The 15,442-nt window shown below is 38.0% G+C and carries 18 protein-coding genes and 2 tRNA genes; 8 read left to right on the forward strand and 12 right to left on the reverse strand.

What is annotated here, in order from left to right:
- Nucleotides 1-53: 53 nt before the first annotated feature.
- The 5 genes from QAI40_RS01245 to tadA form a co-directional block, all read right to left on the reverse strand.
- Nucleotides 54-362: a HigA family addiction module antitoxin gene (locus tag QAI40_RS01245; protein WP_299976517.1), complete on the reverse strand. Its 309-nt coding sequence runs from the start codon at nt 360-362 to the stop codon at nt 54-56.
- A 13-nt stretch (nt 363-375) separates the two neighbouring features.
- The gene (locus QAI40_RS01250) at nt 376-657 is read right to left on the reverse strand and encodes a type II toxin-antitoxin system RelE/ParE family toxin (protein ID WP_299976515.1); all 282 of its coding nucleotides are present in this window, start codon (nt 655-657) and stop codon (nt 376-378) included.
- 126 nt (nt 658-783) lie between these two features.
- Nucleotides 784-860: transfer RNA gene (locus QAI40_RS01255), tRNA-Pro, on the reverse strand.
- A gap of 39 nt (nt 861-899) precedes the next feature.
- Nucleotides 900-2,189, reverse strand: a complete 1,290-nt coding sequence (locus tag QAI40_RS01260) for an adenylosuccinate synthase (RefSeq protein ID WP_299976512.1) — start codon at nt 2,187-2,189, stop codon at nt 900-902.
- Nucleotides 2,189-2,644, reverse strand: a complete 456-nt coding sequence (gene tadA / locus QAI40_RS01265; RefSeq protein ID WP_299976509.1) for a tRNA adenosine(34) deaminase TadA — start codon at nt 2,642-2,644, stop codon at nt 2,189-2,191. Before tadA ends, QAI40_RS01260 begins: the two co-directional genes overlap by 1 nt.
- A gap of 154 nt (nt 2,645-2,798) precedes the next feature.
- On the opposite strand from tadA, the gene QAI40_RS01270 reads away from it, so the two are divergent.
- Nucleotides 2,799-2,875: transfer RNA gene (locus QAI40_RS01270), tRNA-Arg, on the forward strand.
- 26 nt (nt 2,876-2,901) lie between these two features.
- On the opposite strand, the gene QAI40_RS01275 is transcribed toward QAI40_RS01270, so the two are convergent.
- Nucleotides 2,902-4,647 carry a hypothetical protein gene (locus tag QAI40_RS01275; RefSeq protein WP_299976506.1) on the reverse strand — a complete coding sequence of 582 codons (1,746 nt, stop codon included), beginning with the start codon at nt 4,645-4,647 and terminating at the stop codon, nt 2,902-2,904.
- 47 nt (nt 4,648-4,694) lie between these two features.
- Nucleotides 4,695-5,207: a YfcE family phosphodiesterase gene (locus QAI40_RS01280; protein WP_299976503.1), complete on the reverse strand. Its 513-nt coding sequence runs from the start codon at nt 5,205-5,207 to the stop codon at nt 4,695-4,697.
- 119 nt (nt 5,208-5,326) lie between these two features.
- On the opposite strand from QAI40_RS01280, the gene QAI40_RS01285 reads away from it, so the two are divergent.
- Nucleotides 5,327-6,256 carry an alpha/beta fold hydrolase gene (locus QAI40_RS01285; protein WP_299976499.1) on the forward strand — a complete coding sequence of 310 codons (930 nt, stop codon included), beginning with the start codon at nt 5,327-5,329 and terminating at the stop codon, nt 6,254-6,256.
- On the opposite strand, the gene QAI40_RS01290 is transcribed toward QAI40_RS01285, so the two are convergent.
- Both QAI40_RS01290 and QAI40_RS01295 read right to left on the reverse strand, forming a co-directional pair.
- Nucleotides 6,257-7,501 (reverse strand): M48 family metallopeptidase, encoded by a 1,245-nt coding sequence (locus tag QAI40_RS01290; RefSeq protein ID WP_299976496.1) that lies wholly within the window; start codon nt 7,499-7,501, stop codon nt 6,257-6,259.
- Nucleotides 7,502-7,519: 18 nt separating this feature from the next.
- Complete coding sequence (locus QAI40_RS01295; RefSeq protein ID WP_299976493.1) at nt 7,520-7,801, reverse strand: integration host factor subunit alpha; 282 nt, start codon at nt 7,799-7,801, stop codon at nt 7,520-7,522.
- A 368-nt stretch (nt 7,802-8,169) separates the two neighbouring features.
- Between QAI40_RS01295 and purB the strand changes: the two genes are divergently transcribed.
- The 3 genes from purB to QAI40_RS01310 all read left to right on the forward strand — a co-directional run bounded on the left by purB (nt 8,170) and on the right by QAI40_RS01310 (nt 10,434).
- Nucleotides 8,170-9,528 (forward strand): adenylosuccinate lyase, encoded by a 1,359-nt coding sequence (gene purB / locus QAI40_RS01300; RefSeq protein WP_299976491.1) that lies wholly within the window; start codon nt 8,170-8,172, stop codon nt 9,526-9,528.
- A complete protein-coding gene (gene amrA / locus QAI40_RS01305; RefSeq protein ID WP_299976488.1) occupies nt 9,525-10,106 on the forward strand; it encodes an AmmeMemoRadiSam system protein A in 582 nt (193 codons plus the stop codon). The genes purB and amrA overlap by 4 nt, the downstream gene beginning before the upstream one ends.
- A gap of 67 nt (nt 10,107-10,173) precedes the next feature.
- Entirely contained in the window at nt 10,174-10,434 is a 261-nt protein-coding gene (locus tag QAI40_RS01310; RefSeq protein ID WP_299976487.1) for a Trp family transcriptional regulator, read from the forward strand.
- Here the strand turns inward: QAI40_RS01310 and QAI40_RS01315 are convergent.
- Nucleotides 10,431-11,048: a phosphoesterase gene (locus QAI40_RS01315; protein ID WP_442875331.1), complete on the reverse strand. Its 618-nt coding sequence runs from the start codon at nt 11,046-11,048 to the stop codon at nt 10,431-10,433. The genes QAI40_RS01310 and QAI40_RS01315 overlap by 4 nt on opposite strands.
- A gap of 145 nt (nt 11,049-11,193) precedes the next feature.
- Between QAI40_RS01315 and QAI40_RS01320 the strand changes: the two genes are divergently transcribed.
- The 3 genes from QAI40_RS01320 to QAI40_RS01330 are packed head-to-tail and all read left to right on the forward strand — an operon-like array spanning nt 11,194 to nt 14,422.
- Nucleotides 11,194-12,150, forward strand: a complete 957-nt coding sequence (locus QAI40_RS01320; RefSeq protein ID WP_304511424.1) for an ornithine cyclodeaminase family protein — start codon at nt 11,194-11,196, stop codon at nt 12,148-12,150.
- Between the two features lies 1 nt (nt 12,151).
- Nucleotides 12,152-13,147, forward strand: coding sequence for an NAD-dependent epimerase/dehydratase family protein (locus QAI40_RS01325; RefSeq protein ID WP_299976478.1), 996 nt, complete (start codon nt 12,152-12,154; stop codon nt 13,145-13,147).
- Nucleotides 13,148-13,153: 6 nt separating this feature from the next.
- Nucleotides 13,154-14,422: a YhjD/YihY/BrkB family envelope integrity protein gene (locus QAI40_RS01330; RefSeq protein ID WP_299976475.1), complete on the forward strand. Its 1,269-nt coding sequence runs from the start codon at nt 13,154-13,156 to the stop codon at nt 14,420-14,422.
- Nucleotides 14,423-14,426: 4 nt separating this feature from the next.
- Here QAI40_RS01330 and QAI40_RS01335 read toward each other — a convergent pair whose 3' ends face one another.
- Both QAI40_RS01335 and QAI40_RS01340 read right to left on the reverse strand, forming a co-directional pair.
- Nucleotides 14,427-14,960 (reverse strand): nitroreductase family protein, encoded by a 534-nt coding sequence (locus QAI40_RS01335; protein WP_299976472.1) that lies wholly within the window; start codon nt 14,958-14,960, stop codon nt 14,427-14,429.
- A gap of 17 nt (nt 14,961-14,977) precedes the next feature.
- Nucleotides 14,978-15,367 (reverse strand): FxsA family protein, encoded by a 390-nt coding sequence (locus QAI40_RS01340; protein ID WP_299976469.1) that lies wholly within the window; start codon nt 15,365-15,367, stop codon nt 14,978-14,980.
- Nucleotides 15,368-15,442: the final 75 nt, after the last annotated feature.

Consider the following 15,442-nt stretch of genomic DNA (forward strand, 5'->3'; position numbering starts at 1 on the left):
ATAGGCAACCCTCTATTTTAACCTTAAATAGAACACAATTGAGCAGTTGACACTTACGCATGGAGCATATTTTTTAACGGTTGAATCTTTTCAATATTGTTATAGACTTCCTTATTATCCATTGTGTTTTCAATATCATAATCATTTTGGAGCCCCATCCAGAACTCAGGAGATACTCCAAAATATTTTGATAGCCTTAACGCAGTATCTATAGTCACCCTTCTTTTTTTGTTTACAATTTCGCTTATTTTCATTTGTGATACATTAATATCTTTAGCTAACCTGTATTGGCTGATCCCCAAGGGCTTGATAAATTCTTCTAAAAGTATTTCTCCTGGATGAACAGGTTTTATCTTTTCCATTTTCATACCCCCTTTAGTGGTAATCCACTATTGCAACATTATAAGCGTCTGGATGTTCCCATGTAAAACATATACGCCACTGATCATTGATCCTGATGCTATATTGGTCTTTTCTATCTCCTTTTAATTTCTCCAATCTGTTAGATGGCGGTATCCTTAAATCAGTTAAGTTTTGTGAGTTTTTAATCATCCTTAATTTTCTAAGCGCTATTGCCTGTATGCTTTTAGGCCAGTTTTTTGAATAAATACGGTTAAACACTTTTTCTGTTTCTTTGCATTTAAAAGATTTGATCATGCCTGTATTATACGTTTCATAATAGTATTGTCAAGCAATAGTATAAACATCTAGTTGGAAAAATTTCGATAGGACCTGAGAATATTTAAGCCAGCCCTAAAAACTCCGAAGGCCCTTGATATAACCTGGTCGGGATGAGAGGATTCGAACCTCCGGCCCCAGCGTCCCGAACGCTGTGCTCTACCAGACTGAGCCACATCCCGACTGCAAGAAAAATTTATACACAAAAAAAAGCAAAAAGTCTAATTGAAAATATTTTCTTTGATTATTGTCGCTTCCCTTCCTGGTCCCACAGAGACGATCTTAATTTTGACATTGGAAAGTTCTTCAATCCTTGCAAGGTATTTTTTTACATTTTCCGGCAGGTCATTAAATTCTGTGATGCCTGAAATATCCTGCTTCCAGCCCGGATGAGTTTCATATACAGGAACACATTCCTGCAAAATTTTGATTTCAGGCGGAAAATTTGAAATTATTGTTCCGTTATGTTCATAACCAGTACAAATTTTAATCTCATCAAGATCATCAAGAACATCAAGTTTGGTGATGGCAAGACCTGTCAGACTGTTTAATCTTACAGCATTCCGAAGAACTACCATGTCCAGCCAGCCGCATCGTCTTTTTCTGCCCGTTGTCGCGCCGAATTCCGAACCGGTTTTCTGAATTTTATCTCCAATGTCATCAAATAATTCCGTTGGGAACGGGCCGGCCCCGACCCGTGTTGTATATGCTTTTACAATCCCGATGATGTCATCAAGATTTGCAGGGCCGACACCGGAGCCGTTGGCTGCGTTGCCGGATACAACAGAGGAAGATGTCACAAACGGATAGGTCCCGTGTTCAATGTCAAGGTGGGTCCCCTGGGCTCCCTCAAATAAAATGGTTTTATTGTTATTTATTCCGTCAAACAATATCACGGAAACATCTGCAATATAAGGCAGCAATCGATCTTTGATCTTTTGGAACTGATTGATAACCGTTTCAGGGGCAATGGTTTCGGTATTAAAATAATTTTCAAGATAAAAATTTTTTTCTTCAAGAAGAGTGATCACTTTTTCTTTGAAAAACTCAAAATCAAGAAGATCACAGAATCTGATCCCTCTCCGGGTTGCCTTATCCTCATAACAGGGACCGATTCCCCGGCCGGTTGTCCCGATTTTCTGGTCTCCTTTTTTGGCTTCCCTGGCAGAGTCGATCAGCTTGTGATAGGGCATGATGATATGAGCCCTGTTGCTTATTTTGAGCATATCCGGTGAAATATCAATATTATTGGATAATAAATAATCAATTTCTTCAAGTAAAACAAAGGGGTCAACCACAACGCCATTGCCGATAAAACATTTTTTCTGTTGGATAATCCCGGAAGGGATGAGGTGGCTGATAATTTCCTTTCCATTGACGACCATTGTATGGCCGGCATTGTTACCCCCCTGAAACCTGACAACATAGTCTGCGTATTCACTTAACAAGTCAACGATTTTGCCTTTTCCTTCATCTCCCCATTGCGTGCCGACAATTACTGTATTTCCCACTATTTACTCCTTTTATTTAAAAAAAAATCTTTTATGAGCTGTTTTGTTTTTTCTTTACATATCCCTGATACAATTTCAGGGTGATGGTTTAATCGTTTATCATCTGCCATGGTATATAATGAACCTGCCGCACCCCATTTCGGATCTTTTGCTCCAAAAACAACTCGTTTGATCCTGGCGTGGATAATGGCGCCCATACACATAATGCAAGGTTCAATGGTAACGTATAAAGTCGTGTCAATCAGCCTGTAATTGTTCAATACCTTAGAAGCCATGCGCATGGCATTGATTTCACCATGGCTTGTGGGGTCATTGGATGATATGGGACAATTGTAACCATATCCGATAACATCTTTATTCTTATCCACAATGACTGCGCCGACAGGGACTTCATCTATATCTGCTGCTTTTTTTGCCTCCAAAATGGCAAGATTCATATAATATTTATCATCCATAATCCAATCTATATTTATATAAAGCTTTTTACCCGAGGTCAAACGAATTAAGCGATTTGGTTATAGTAAGTTTTATGGTCAAAATCAAATATCCCAAAACAAAAAATCTTGAACTCTTTTAAAAACCCTGATATATACTGTTGGTCGTTTTTGCGCGCCCGTGGCTCAGTTGGATAGAGTACCTGACTACGAATCAGGGGGTCGGGAGTTCGAATCTCTCCGGGCGCGCCATTTTTTTTAAACAACTTCCAGACAAATTAAAAATCCGCAAGTCTCTGGTCATACATGGATCCCACCCCATATTCATTCCGGCGCATAAATTTATCCAGAGACGGGCCAATGATCTGCATCTCGGGATTTTCTTTTTGAACATCCCGGGCTATTCTTATCTCTTTGGTACAGCCGGTACTATAAGTTGAATCCTTGCCGATCCATTCCGGCGGGACTTTTTTGTTTATAAGTGAAAAGCTTTCGGCGATATCGTCCGATGTCTGAAACCTCCATATGTCTATATATGTACTTTTTTGAACAATTTCCCACATATACATGAGATCGTCTGCGTCCATCCCGGGTTCATAATAGGATGACGGGTTGATAATAAAAAGGTCGGCAGATTGTTTATGCAACTGGTCGATAAAGGTTTTCATTATTTTTTTTGCCACATCAATTTTTCCAGGGATGGATCCGATGATGCCGCTGTAAAACATGACAGACATGCCTTTCTTTTTGGCCGATTTCATTTGATGGATAATTTTATTGGCCTTTTCTTCCAGGTCCTTGTGGGAAAAGTTGATGAAGTCAGGGTGCCTGGTTTTGTAGGTGATCAGCAGTGCCTTTTTATCAAGGCTGATATTGATGATATTCTGGGTAAATCTAAAGTGGGAATCAATTAATCTTTTTTTCTGGGCCTCTCCCCGTGATATGACACAATCCACCTCTTTGAAGATTCTGGAAAAGGTGGTAGAGGCAAGCAAAAGATTTAAATTTTCCCGGGTCCCGTCAGATACCACATAGATATTTTTGTCATGTTTTAAGAGCTTTACCAGGTTGTTTTTGCTGATGGTTTTTTCATGAATAAAGTGCGCGTTTTCAAGTTCTTTTACCAGGATTGGATCTGTTCTGGTATCTGCCAGGCAGACTTTTTTAAAAAAGGGTGCCTCTTTTACAGCCAAAATAACCACATGTCCAAGCTCGGCAAGGAATTTGGCAATCGTAAGGTCCACGACCACTTCACCGGATTCATCGGCAAGCCAGAGAATTTTTTGTTTCCTGGCTTTGGCCAGCGTAAGTAATGGGGCTAATCCATTTCCTCTGATAGGGGTTTTAAAGATTTTTTTGATTTTGGTTAACGAAGGGGCCTTTGAATCTTCATGGGTCCACAGGCTATTTTGTGTGATCAGGGTCAACCGTCTTTGGAATTCAATCTCTTTGAGTTTTTCCCTTATTTCAAATAAGGAGAGATCTTTAATGTTTTGTAATGAGTCATCAATTTGGTTTAAGGCCTTTTCCATGGTGTCAGAGTCTATAAAACTTTTTATTTTTTTATTCACAGCTTTTTTATCTTCTGAATATGGATTTTCAATATGTGTACGGCTTAAAAAGATTTTGTATAATTTTTTTTCAAGCCTTGAAGGTATGAGAAGACCGGTTCGGGTCTCATCATCATATTTTATCTTGATTAATGTCTTTAAAAACCGGTTATCATACTCAGATCCTATTAACTCATCAATCATGGCCATGATCCTGTCAAACACCTGCTGGTAATACTTTTTTAAAAAAGGAGGGTATTTTCTGGACATAATCGCGTCAAACATTTTATCGGAACAGGGGAAATATCGTTCCCCGTTCTCGGGGTAGACCATAAATTCAATCTGTTCCCTTGAGGCGACCTTGGCAGGATAGGCAAACGGATCCATATGATTTTTAAGAAAAAAAGCGGTAAACCAGGCATCAAAATCAGGACTTTCTCCAACATGAACAGGTTTATATTCTTTGTTTTTCATATGCACTCCTTTTTGGGAAAAAACCTGTTCCATGGTATCATTTCAATTTAAAAATCCATAGTAATTAATTTGTTCCCTGTTTTAAGCTCAACAAGACTTGCCGAATAATTTTCAATTACACCGTAAGAATAAATACCATTCCGTGGAGAAGTGATGGAACCCGGGTTCATGAAGATATGCCCGTCTTTTTTTTCCAGAAAACAATGGTGGGTATGACCCTGAATTATAATATCAATATTTTTAGAATAGGTGAAAGGACGATGACCATGCGAAAGAAGGATCTTTTTGTTGAAAGCGCTAAATTCCATTATTGTGTCAAACCCCGGGAAAAAAGAGGGTGTATCACAATTTCCATAGACGTAATAAAAATGATGTTTGAATGTGTTCAAATCATTTTTTATGGATTCCGGTTGAAAATTTGTATTTGAGTAATTACCGTATCTCGTATCAAAAAGATCTCCGGCAATGGCAAGTTTATCAGACGGATTTAAAAGATTTTTCACGGTTAACCATGAACTGTAACTGCCATGAATGTCTGCTGTAACAATAAGTTTTTTCATACCGCCAATTTTTTCTTGTTAAAAAAAATAAAATTTCATACTATCGAATTCAAAGCAACTAAATTCTCAAAAAATGATATGAATTTAAAATTAGCAATGGTTAATATTCAAACATTTTTATGACTGATAACAATACGCACTCAAATAAAGAAATATTTGAGTATCATTATTTTTCACCCAAAAAGAATCTTAAAATCAGGTATGGGATAGCCCCTTGTCTTAAAGAGCCTGCAAGCGCCATTTTTCTTTTATTACATGGACAATCCGAGTTCATTGAAAAGTATAAGGGGATTGCCAGACAACTGCAGGAAAAAGGCTTCCAGGTTATCAGCCCGGATTGGCGGGGACAGGGACTGTCTTCCCGGGAGCTTGAAAACAGGCATAAAGGCCATATCAACCGGTTCGATGATTACGTGGATGATTTGGAAGCGCTCTATTTAAGGGTCATAGAGCCTCAAGGATTGCCGGTTTATATACTGGCACATTCCATGGGCGGGCATATTGCCCTGCGTTTTATGAGCAGGCAGCCTTTAAAAATAAAAAAAGCAGTCCTTGTTTCTCCCATGATTGATATTGTTTTGCCTGTAATGCTTCATCCGGTATTAAAATTATTATCAAAGAAATTGTCTAAAACGCCATTTGCAAAAAAATACACCCTTGGTTCAAGGGATTATTCTGTTAAAAAAGCAAAATTCAAGGGAAATAATTTATGCCATGATCCGGAAAAATACTGGATCCTACATAATGAGATTGCAAAGAATCCTGATCTTGCTCTCGGTGGTGTCACATGGGGCTGGCTGAACGCAGCCTTTGAATCTGTTGAAATTTTACAACAGGATGACATGATTGGCAGGATTACCACTCCTATACTGATGATCAGTGCCCAAAAAGATTCTATTGTATCATCAAAAGCCCAGGAAAAATTGAGCGGGAAATTACCCAATTGTTCATTTCTTTCGATTAAAGGCGCATTCCATGAGCTTCTTTTCGAGGAAATCGGGATCAACCGCCAGGTCTGGGAAGCGTTTAACCGGTTTGTTGTTGAATAATTACAGGGATTTTAATGTGTTGATTCTCTCAAGGACGGGCGGGTGGGAATAATTTAAAAACACATAAAAGGGATGAGGGGTTAAATTAGAAAGATTGTGGGCTGACAGTTTTTTTAAGGCATTGATCAACGGCCTGTTGTCTTTAATAGTCTCTGCGGCAAACCGGTCAGCCTCGTATTCATCTTTTCTTGATGAGATTTGAAAAAGAATTGAAATAAACAGATCTATAGGTGAGTATAGCATGCCAAAAAAGATCAAACCCGCATAAATGGAAACCTCATTCATAAAAAAGGCATGGAATAAACCTTCATGGGAGATAAATATGGAAATAAGATAAAAGATAAATCCCATTTGAAAAATACCTAAAATCATTCTTTTAATAATATGCTTCTTTTTAAAATGGCCCATTTCATGGGCAAGAACTGAAACCAGTTCTTCAATTGACTGTTCTTTAATAAGGGTATCGAATAAAACGATTCGTTTGTTTTTTCCAAACCCTGTAAAAAAAGCATTGGATTTGTTGCTCCTTTTGGACCCATCCATGACAAAAATATTGGAAAGTGCAAAATCAATTGATTTTGCATAATTCAATATGGCTTCCTTTAAAGGGGCATCTTCCAGGGGAGTGAATTTGTTGAATAACGGCATGATCCAGGTGGGAACGATATATTGAACAATAAGAAGGAAAACAGCACTTGCGGCCCAGCAGTAAATCCAGGCAAATTGGCCGCCAAATTCCAAGAAGCCAAGAATTAATGATAAAAGGATTCCTCCCAGAATTGCTGAAAGAACAATGGATTTAATAAGGTCGGCAAAAAAAAGTCTTGGCGTTGTCTTATTGAATCCAAATTTTTCTTCAATCACAAAAGTGGAATAAATACTGAAAGGCAGGGAGATCAGAAGTTTTAAAAATAAAAGAATGCCTGTAAAAAAAAGCCCTGAAAGAATTGAGCCGAAATTAAATGATCTGACAAAGGAATCAATGGCTTGGAAGCCACCCGAAAACCAAAACAGAATAATAATAATAAGGTCAACACTTGATGTGATAAATCCAAATTTTGTATTTGCCTTCAGGTAGTTCTGAGATTCAATATATTTTCCAGGTTTGTAATGGTTGTTAAATTCTTTTGGAAGGGGCTGGTTCAGATTTCCAAGATTTAGAAAATCTGCGATATTATCAATAAGGTAACTGCCTATCAGTGTTGTAAGAATGATAGCGGTAATAAATTGTTCCGAAAAAAGCATCTTTAAAGGAAAGCAGCCTTAAGAATTGATCAGATCTCTTAATTTACCAGAACATTTAAAGGTTACAACCCTTCTGGCCGGCAGGGTCATTTCTTGATCAGTTGCAGGATTTCTGCCTTTCCTGGCTTTTTTTTCGTTTACACAAAACTTCCCAAAACCACTGATCATGATATCTTCACCATTTTCAATTGTTTCTTTAATGATTTCAAGGAACTCTTCCATGACTTCATAGGTCGTTGTCCTGGATAAATTAAGCTTGTTTTGTATTTTTTCAGCAATAATTGTTTTGGTTAATGCCATAAATTCTACTCCTGCAACAAAATTTGGCTTTTCATTTAAGTTGGATATTAAAAATTGTTTGCTAAAATACTTTATTCCCTGGGCATTTGTCAAGTAACTAACCCAAGAATATTGAATTAAATTAAATCCTTGTTTGAAAACTCAAAAACGGGTACACAATAAAATTGCCATTCGTAACAAAGGTTATTTGAGCTTTGATATATTTTCCAATATGAGCTGAACCGGCCATAGCGATACGTTTTGTTTTAGATTGTTAATTTTTAAATTGTTTGCTATTTTATGTGGTACATAATAATTTCAAAAACTTAGGTGATTTAATAATAAAAGTCAAATGATTTTAAATGTTTAGTGATGGAGTGGAAAAGCCGATGATAAATGCACTGACTGCCCTGGATGGGAGATATGCCCGATTAACTACAGAGCTTGCTGATGTTTTTTCTGAGTATGGTTTGATAAAACACAGGGTGTTTGTTGAAATTGAATGGCTTAAATTCATATTAGTCGATCTGAAACTTGCCCCCTTTGATGATTTAAACATTGAGAAACTTGATAATATAGCCCAGACATTTGACCTGGAAGATGCTCGCAAGGTTAAGGAGATTGAAAAAGAGACGAATCATGATGTAAAGGCAGTTGAATATTTCATAAAGGATCAACTTGATCTTTTAGGGCTTTCAGATATAAAAGAGTGGGTCCACTTTGCCTGCACATCTGATGATATTAATAATACTTCCTATGCATTGATGTTGAAAAAAGGCAAAGAAATTGCCGTCGCTTTATTAAGGCAGTTCATCACCGATCTTGAGCTAAAGGCGTTACAGTATAAATCAATTCCAATGATGTCAAGAACCCATGGGCAGCCGGCAACACCCACGACGGTGGGAAAAGAATTTATAAATTTTGCCTGGCGAATCCTGCAGGAAGCAGATATTATCGATCAAAACAAAGTTCAGGCAAAAATAAACGGGGCAACCGGAAATTATAATGCGCATTATTTCGTATACCCTGAGATTAACTGGATTGAGGCGTCTCAACGATTTATTTCTACCCGCTTAAAGTTGGAACCTATCCTTTTTACAACCCAGGTAAATCCGAATCACTCCATTGCTTTTGTCCTGCATGCCATGATCAGGGCTGCGGCAACGATTATTGATCTGGACCGGGATATGTGGGGATATATCAGTCTGGGGTATTTTAAGCAACGAGTCAAAAAAGGAGAGGTCGGTTCATCCACCATGCCTCATAAGGTCAATCCTATTGATTTTGAAAACAGTGAAGGAAACATGGGGATTGCCATATCAATGATGGAACATCTTTGTGTCAAGTTGCAAAAATCAAGATTCCAAAGAGACTTGAGTGACAGTACGGTTTTGAGAAGCCTGGGATCTGCATTCGGTTATTTTGCAATTGGGGTGAAAAATGCCTTGAAAGGATTATCCAAGGTAGAACTGAATAATGAGGTGATACAAAAAGATCTTGACGATAACCAGGAACTCCTTGCAGAACCTTTCCAGACTGCCATGAGGGTGTTTGGTGAGGACAACCCGTACGAAAGACTGAAAGAGCTTACCCGTGGACAGAAAATCAATAAAAAAGATCTGGAAAAGTTTGTTGACGGTCTTGAAAAGGTGCCGGCAGATTTTAAAAAACGCATGAAGCAATTAACCCCTGAAACATATGTCGGGCTCGCACAAAATCTGGTTGATATTTATTTTAAAAAAAAATGACAGACAAATTATCAAAAAAAGATGGAACATTGCTTTTGGAACTCGCAAGGGAAAGCATTCTATGTGAGTTAGGGCAAGAAGATGACAAGCTTGGATCTTTGAAGACCAAAGTATCAACTTTAGTTTTGGAAGAAAGCCGTGGAACTTTTGTCAGCTTACATAAAAAAGGGGATCTCAGGGGCTGTATTGGCAATATAGAGCCGGTTAAAACGGTTTTCGAAGGGGTCAGGGACAATGCAAAACATGCAGCCTTTAATGATTCAAGGTTCAGTCCGCTGTCTTATAAAGAGTTAAAGGATACAATTATCGAGGTCAGTATTCTAACCCGGCCGCAAAAGCTTGATTACACTGATGCCGAGGATTTAATTGCAAAGCTCAGGCCTGATATTGATGGTGTGATAATCAAAAAGCACTATCATAGTTCGACTTTTCTGCCTCAGGTATGGAAACAGCTAAAAGAGCCCAAAACATTTTTAACACATCTTTGTAGAAAAGCCGGATTATCACCGGATGAATGGAAATCCGGCGGTCTTAGTGTCTTAACATATCAGGTTCAATTGTTTGAAGAGGAACGGTGACGTTTTTTTGAAAAACAAATGAAACAGAGCGTGGTTTTATAAAAAGAAAACAAAGAAGAGGTAATATATGGCAATTGATCAGGAATTGTTGAAAGCCATATCATCAATTGATAACCTTGATGATATGAACCACTTTTTTGAAGATATTTTCACTCCTGCCGAACTTGATGATATTTCTTTGAGATGGAAGCTTCTAAAGGATCTTCATAATGGACTGACCCAGCGTAAAATCGCAGAGAAATACGGTATCAGCCTGTGTAAGATTACAAGAGGCTCAAAAATTTTGAAAAACAAAAATTCCGCTGTATTAAAAGTATTAAATTCCTAAAGATTCGATATGAGCTCCAATGCCAGCTTTGACCATAATTCCAAATTTAATTGTTCAAGGTTTTTCGTTTTTTTCCATGCAAATTGAAATAGTTCGGAACCGGGGGAAAATTTTTCAGGAGCGGTTGTCAATATCCTGAAAACAGCGCCCAGGTGAACCTTTCCGACGTCTGTAATATCCTCGCTGATCACTCCGATAAAGTGTGGAAGGTCATTTTCAGATCTTTGATCAAGTTCTTCATTTAGTTCCCTTTCCATGCCCGTAATCAGAATTTGCAAAAAAGAGTCGTTTTGTGTTTTCCTGTCAATGGGATTAATATGACCGCCTATTCCGATGGACCAAAGGTCATGAAGCCGTTGTTCACTTCCTTTCCGGTTATATATAGCCGTCTTTTTAAAGTCTCTGGTTTGAAGAACGATATAGGGAATAATCTGTTTATAAGAGGGGTTTTCTTCTGCATCTGAGCGGTTAATAAACTCAAATCCTGTAGCAGAACAATTTTCAATAAACAGGTCCAGTCCCAATGGCACAATGCTTTTTTGCTGGACCCATGATTCTGGTAAGCGGTTCTTTTTAATACATAACACGGTTTCGTTTTTAGTCACAAAAATCATCCTTTTGCTTGTTGATTAATCCTAAATTTCATATTTCTATCATACCTTGCAAGAAAAATGAAATGCGATTTTTGGAGTTTTAATTGCAGATTTTATAGGGTCTGTGGTATTGAAGGTATAAAAACATTAAATATAAAAGGGTCTTATGTTATTTTTAAATAAATATGCAATTCAAAAGATAGATCAGAATATTATTCAAACAGCTGTTGAACAGGCTTACAGACTGGTGCTGAGTCAAAATTACAATATGCCGGACAGAATGCATGTAGCAGACAGACAAAACATACTTTTGTTAATGCCATGTTTTTCAGAAAAATTTTTTGCTACGAAATTGGTTTCAGTTTTTCCTGAAGCACAGAAGCATGGACAACCGGCAGTGAATGGGGTGATGGTCCTTTCTGATAATGTTTCAGGACAACCCTTGGCCGTCATGGATGGTGCAGCAGTCACTGCCCAGAGAACAGGTGCTGTCGGGGGATTAGGGGTTAAGCTTCTTACGGCTGAAACTGTGAAGACTGCCGGGGTTTTGGGTGCCGGGGTACAAGGGCTTAGCCAGGCCAGGTACCTTCTGTTTAATCGTAAGATAAAAACCCTTTATATTTATGATTTGTACGAAGAATCTGCAATAAGTATGAGCAGGACCCTGAAAAAAGAATATCCGAATGTTGAATATGTAATAACCGAGCATTCAAATCAACTGGTTGAAAATTCCAATGTCATTATTGCTGCGACAACGAGCAGCAAACCTTTGTTTGAAATCACTCCCGATGTTGTTATGGGAAAAACCTTTATTTCAATCGGTTCATTTAGACCCGACATGCAGGAGTTTCCAAATACAGTGATTGAAAACGCAGATGATATTTTTGTTGATACCATGTTTGCTGCCAAAGAGTCAGGTGACATTGCGATTCCTTTAAAAAATCATGTTGTAACAAAGGACGAGATAAAAGAATTTGCCGGGTTACTTGAAAAAAATACGTATCCTGAAACCAGAACTGTTTTTTTTAAATCCGTTGGGATGGCCTTGTTTGATTTAGCCGTATCCTCTGCTATTTATCAGCTGGCAGTGGAAAATAATATCGGGCAAACACTTGATTTTTAGTATGGAAATAAAAAATGTATTAGTTACCGGTGGTGGCGGTTTCCTGGGTAAGGCGATTGTTAAAAAACTTGTTAAGAAAAATCTGTCAGTCACTTCTTTTTCAAGAAATTTTTATCCTGACCTCGAAAATCTGGGTGTTTTACAGATCCAAGGGGATCTGGCAGATAAAAATGCAGTTGCTAAGGCCTTTAGAAATATTGATTCAGTATTTCATGTGGCTGCAAAACCGGGAATCTGGGGGCCCTTTGAAGAATTCTTTCAGGCAAACGTGACAGGGACTGAAAATGTGATATTTGCGTGTCTGGAAAATAAAATTAAACAATTGATATATACCAGTTCTCCCAGTGTAATATTTGATGAAAATGATATGGAAAATGTGGATGAAAGCGCTCCTTATCCGAAAAAATATCTGGCACCGTATCCTGAGACCAAAGCCATGGCTGAAAAAAAAGTGATAAGCGCTGCAAAAAAAGGGTTGAGCACCATCATCATTCGTCCGCACCTGATTTGGGGGCCGGAAGACAACCACATGGTACCTGGAATTATCAATAGAGCCAATAAATTGAAAAGGGTAGGGCGAAAGGATGATCTGGTTGATACAATCTATGTTGATAATGCTGCGGATGCGCATCTTCTGGCCTCTCAAAAGCTTATGGAAAATCCTTTATTATCAGGGAATATTTATTTTGTCAGCCAGGATGAACCTGTCTCAAAATGGGAAATGGCTGATGCCTTTTTGGATGCTGCTGGTTTGCCGCCGATAAGAGGACATGTTTCTGCAAAGGCAGCCTATATTGCAGGATCAATTTTTGAGTTTATTTACACGCTTTTCAATATTAAAAAAGAGCCGCCAATAACCCGGTTTGCCGCAAAAGAGCTTGCAACATCCCACTGGTTTAATATTTCAAGGGCTAAAAAGGATTTGGGCTATTATCCAAAGATTTCTACAAAAGAAGGACTTCGAAAATTAAAACAATGGTTTTCAACTGGGAAATAAAAAATTATGAAGCATTTTCAAAAACTCATCTCGCTTAAATTTAACAAATTCAAAAAGGTTATTGTTTTTGCTGCAAAAGGATTCAGGGAGGATCGGTGCAGCCTTCGGGCATCGGCTTTGACACTTTTTACACTTTTATCCATCGTTCCTGTGATGGCCATGGCATTCGGCATTGCAAAAGGATTTGGGTTCAAGGAAATCCTGGAAAAAAGAGTCCTTGAATTGTTTGCCGGCCAGGAAGAGGTAATCCAGAATGTTCTTGCCTTTTCAACCAATCTTCTTGAAAAAACAAAAGGCAGCCTAATGGCTGTTTTTGGTATTCTCTTACTTTTTTATTCTCTAATAAAACTCATCGGGCATATTGAAAGTGCATTCAATAAGATCTGGTGGGTGCATGATGACAGGCCATTGATTCGAAAATTTACAGATTATATCGCCATTTCAATCACAGCCGGTATCCTGGTTATTTTTTCAAGTAGCGCCAATATTTTTATTACAGCATATCTTGCCAAATTTTTGTCCCATATCAACCTTCCAGAAAATGTTGAACAATTAATTTCTCTGGGATTTAATATTTTTCCTTTTTTATCCATCTGGATATTGTTTATCTTTTTTTATATTTTTATTCCAAACAAGAAGGTAGATATTAAAGCGGCACTGGCTGGCGGTATAATTGCGGGAACTATATTCCAAGTAGCTCAAATGACCTATCTGAAATTCCAGGTAGGCGTTTCCAGTTATAATGCTATCTATGGCAGCTTTGCAGCCTTGCCCCTGTTTTTAATCTGGCTACAGGCCTCCTGGGCAATTGTTTTATTTGGAGCAGAAGTTGCATTTTCCTGGGAAAATACCGAAGCACTTGAAACCCAGGATATTGATTATGGCAAAATCAGTATCCGGTTAAAGAAATTGATTGTTTTGCGAATAGTTCACCTGTGTGTAAATCGGTTCGCTAACAAAGAGACACCTGCTTCAGATATTGATATCGCGTCAAAGATAAAAATTCCATTAAAAATAGTGAAAGTGTTGTTGGCAAAACTTATCGAATGCCGTATCCTGCTGGAGGTGAATGGACCAAACAACATTGGCTATGTCCCGGCTTCGGATATAGAGTGTCTTACAATTATAGATGTATTGACTGCGTTTGAACAAAGAGGTGATGACGTCATCCAGGTCGGCGGCACAATAGAATTTGAAGCCTTGGAAGAAAGCCTAAACGAGTTTGCCAACGTATGCAGACATTCTTCCGGAGAAAGAAATTTTAAGGATCTTTAACCCTTCAATCCTTCATACCATACATATTAAAAGAAACTTTATGAAACTGCAAAGACTCTTTTGGGTGGCCTTTTTTTACTTCATCAGGATATCCTATAGCAATGATTGATTCAATCATAATATTATCGGGTATCTTTAAAAGTTTTTTAACATAAGCATCCGCACTTTTAGCAGGACCATGTTCCCTTTTTCTAATTTGTATCCAGCAACTGCCAAGCCCAAGATCATGAGCGGCCAGATGGATAAAAACAGAAGCAATGGATGCATCTTCAACCCAGACATCACTTTCGGATATGTCACCGCAGACTGCGATTCCAAGAGGGGCCCCTTTTAAAAAGCCTGCTCCGTGGGGTTTGGCTTTGGAAAGCTTTTCAAGAAGATCTTTGTCTTCAATAACAATAAAGCGCCAGGGGTTAATGCCTCTTGAAGAAGGCGATCTTAAGGCGGCTGAAATAAGTGATTTTATTTTTTCTTTTTCAACTGGTTTATTCTTGAATTTTCTTATACTTCTTCTACTTGAAATCAGATCTAAAAACATAAACTATCCATTTAAAGTTAATGAAAACGTGTAATATTGCCCTGCAATTGCATTTCATCTAATTTTTTTCTTAACATTCGTTTAAATTTATTCCGTGTCAAAGGCCATAACAGGAGCAGTCCAAAAACATCGGTGATAAGTCCGGGTGTGATCAATACAACGCCTGCAGCGAATATAATGACGGCATCAATCAATTCTTCGGCCGGCATAAGTCCCTGCTGCAAGTTTGTTCTAAGCCTCATCATGGTATTCATGCCTTCCAGTCTGGCAAGCCAGGCCCCTAAAAATCCTGTCAGGATGACCAGCAAAATCGTATTAAGGCCTCCAATGACGGTCCCAATTTTTATCAATAAATAAAGTTCAATAACAGGAATCAGGGTAAAACATAAAAATAATTTTAAAAGCATTTTCTTTGTTCCTCGTTGCTTTGGATAACATTAAACATAATGATACCTAAACTTTTTTTGTCAAGTTTTCCGTAT

Origin of the sequence: Desulfobacula sp. (assembly GCF_030611305.1) — a bacterium.
In the GTDB taxonomy this organism is placed as follows: domain Bacteria; phylum Desulfobacterota; class Desulfobacteria; order Desulfobacterales; family Desulfobacteraceae; genus Desulfobacula.